This window comes from Dietzia sp. DQ11-38-2 (genome assembly GCF_014145055.1).
GTDB lineage: Bacteria > Actinomycetota > Actinomycetes > Mycobacteriales > Mycobacteriaceae > Dietzia.
Map to the genome: position 1 here is coordinate 1 of NZ_JAALDW010000437.1, position 3108 is coordinate 3108.

2 protein-coding genes and 1 pseudogene are annotated in these 3108 nt (G+C 70.3%); 2 read left to right on the plus strand and 1 reads right to left on the minus strand.

All coding sequences use genetic code 11. From position 1 onward, the window contains the following. Positions 1-437 (plus strand): annotated as a pseudogene (locus tag G6026_RS13915) (methyltransferase type 11); the annotation flags it as partial. Here G6026_RS13915 and glgA read toward each other — a convergent pair. Continuing rightward, positions 426-1592, minus strand: coding sequence for a glycogen synthase (gene glgA, locus G6026_RS13920; protein ID WP_347238113.1), 1167 nt, complete (start codon positions 1590-1592; stop codon positions 426-428). The pseudogene G6026_RS13915 and the gene glgA sit on opposite strands and share 12 nt — an antisense overlap. A 143-nt stretch (positions 1593-1735) precedes the next feature. Here glgA and glgC point away from each other — a divergent pair, with 143 nt between their 5' ends. Beyond that, the gene (gene glgC, locus G6026_RS13925) at positions 1736-2962 is read left to right on the plus strand and encodes a glucose-1-phosphate adenylyltransferase (protein ID WP_107756750.1); all 1227 of its coding nucleotides are present in this window, start codon (positions 1736-1738) and stop codon (positions 2960-2962) included. Positions 2963-3108 lie beyond the last annotated feature (146 nt).

Consider the following 3108-nt stretch of genomic DNA (forward strand, 5'->3'; position numbering starts at 1 on the left):
TCGCGGCTCTCGTCGTCGACACGTGGGACGGACTGCCCCTGGAGGACGGGTGCGTCGACGTGGTCCAGGTGGTCTTCGCCCCCAGGAACCCCGCCGAGTTCGCGCGGGTCCTGCGTCCGGGCGGGACACTGGTCGTCGCGGTGCCGGGCCCGGGCCACCTCGAGCCCCTGAGGTCCCGTGCCGGGATGCTCGCGCCCGCGGCGGACAAGGCGCAGCGTCTCGACACCCGACTGGCCGCAGGCTTCGATCCCGGCCCGGTCCGGGTGGTCGATGTCACCACGGAGGTTCCCGCGCGGATCGCCGCGGACCTCGCGCTCATGGGGCCCAGTGGCGTGCACCTGAACCGCGCCGGCGTCGAGGCCGCGGTAGGGGTGGGCGACGCTCCTCTCCGCGTCCACGTCGAGGTGCGGTCCTTCCGCAGGTCTCTACAGGAGTGAGGCGTACATCGCGTGGGTCTGCTCGGCGATCGCCTCCCACGCGAACCGGGTCCGGGCCCGCTCCTGACCGGCACGGCCGTAGGCGGCGGCCTTGGCGGGGTCGGCCACCAGCTCGTTGACCGCGGCGGCGAGGCCGGCCTCGAAGGCGTCCGGGTCCGACTCGTCGTAATGGACGAGGATGCCGGTCTCACCGTCGACGACGACCTCCGGGATCCCCCCGACATCGGAGGCCACGACCGCGGTGTCGCACGCCATCGCCTCCAGGTTGACGATCCCGAGGGGTTCGTACACGGACGGGCACGCGAACACCGTGGCGGCGGAGAGGATCTCGATGACCTCGTCGCGCGGCAACATGTCGCGGAGCCAGAACACGCCGTCACGGGTGGACTGCAGATCGCCGACCAGGGACTCCATCTCGGCCCCGATCTCCGGGGTGTCCGGCGCACCGGCGCACAGCACGAGCTGGGCGTCCGGGTGGAAGTCGCGGGCGGCACGGACCAGGTGGGGCACACCCTTCTGACGGGTGATGCGTCCGACGAACGCGACGATCGGGCGGTCCGGGTCGACACCGTGGCGGCGGAGGACGGAGTCCTCGCCGGTGAAGGTCTCGCCCGGCGACCACACGGAGGTGTCGATACCGTTGAGGATCACGTGGATCTTCTCCGGGTCGACCTCGGGGTAGACGCGGAGGATCTCGTCCTTCATCCGCGCACTCACGGCGACCACCGCGTCCGCGTGTGCGAAGGCGTTGCGCTCGGACCACGACGAGACGCGGTAACCCCCGCCGAGCTGTTCCGCCTTCCAGGGGCGGCTGGGTTCCAGCGAGTGGGCGGACACCACGTGCGGGATCCCGTAGAGCTCCCCGGCGAGGTGGCCTGCGAGGCCCGTGTACCAGGTGTGGGAGTGGACGATGTCCGCCCCTTCCGCGGCCACACACATGCGCAGGCCCGCCGAGAGGGTGCGGATCGCGGGGTTGGCGTGCTCGCCCAGCTCCGGATCAGGGCGGAACGCCCGGGCGGAGTCCCGGTCGGCGCCCATGCACAGGACGTCCACCTCACACAGCGGCCTCAGGGTGGCCACCAGTTCGGTCACGTGGACGCCCGCCCCGCCGTAGACCTCCGGCGGATACTCCCTCGTCATCATCGCTACTCGCACACCGGCCAACCTAGCCGTCCGCGACGTCCCCTGGAGCGTTGCGGGTGAACCCCGCCCGACCACGGGGTGTCCTGCCGGGGCAGAGCGGGGGCAAGTCCCGCGATGGCCCGCGTCGGCGGCCCGGAAATCGTTACGGTGGGGGTGTGAGGAACCAGCCGCACGTCCTAGCAATAGTCCTCGCCGGTGGCGAGGGCAAGCGACTCTTTCCGCACACGGCGGACCGCGCCAAACCAGCGGTCCCGTTCGGCGGGTCCTACAGGTTGATCGACTTCGTCCTGAGCAACCTCGTCAACGCCGGCTTCATGCGGATCTGCGTCCTCACCCAGTACAAGTCGCACTCCCTCGACCGGCACATCTCGCAGGTGTGGCACATGAGCGGGATGGGTGGTGAGTACATCACCCCCGTCCCCGCGCAGCAGCGGCTCGGACCCCGGTGGTACACCGGTTCGGCGGACGCCATCCTCCAGTCGTTGAACCTGGTCTACGACGAGAGGCCCGACCACATCGTCGTCTTCGGGGCGGACCACGTGTACCGCATGGATCCCCGTCAGATGCTGGAGCACCACATCGAGACGGGAGCCGCGGTCACGGTCGCCGGGATCCGGGTCCCGCGACGTGAGGCCTTCGCCTTCGGTTGCATCGACGCGGGGGAGGACGACCTGATCCGCGACTGGGTCGAGAAGCCCTCCGATCCACCGGGCACCCCGGACGACCCCGACGCGACCTTCGCCTCGATGGGCAACTACATCTTCACCGCGGACGCGCTCGTCGACGCCCTCAAGGCCGACGCGGAGAAGCCGGATTCCACCCACGACATGGGCGGGGACATCATCCCCGCGCTGGTGGAACAGCAGCGCGCGTACGTGTACGACTTCGCGCGGAACCGGGTCCCCGGCGAGACGGAGCGCGACAGGGGGTACTGGCGCGACGTCGGGACCATCGACGCCTTCTACGACGCCCACGTGGATCTGGTCTCGGTGCACCCGGTCTTCAACCTCTACAACAAGCTGTGGCCCATCCGTACGCAACAGGACAACCTGCCGCCCGCCAAGTTCGTCAACGGTGGGATGTCCCAGGAGTCGATGGTGGGGGCGGGCACGATCATCTCCGCGGCCACCGTGCGCAACTCCGTGGTCTCCAACAACGTGGTCGTGGAGGACGGCGCCGTGGTGGAGGGCAGCGTGCTCATGCCCGGAGTCCGGATCGGCCGCGGCGCCGTGGTGCGCAAGGCGATCGTGGACAAGAACTGCCAGATCGGCGCGGGTGATGTGATCGGGGTCGACCACGAACGCGACCGCCTGCGGTTCCCCGTCAGTGCCGGCGGCGTGGTGAGCGTGTCCAAGAATTCGGTCACGTCGCTGCCGGGCTGAGACGGCGCCACGGGCGCCGGCCGGCCGCCGCCCGGTGCGGTGTGGATCAGAGCGTGACGACGGTCAGCCCGCCGCCGACGGGCAGGACGGTGGCGTGAGCGTGCTCGGGCAGATCCGCTCCCTCCGGCAGCGGGGCGTGCTCACCG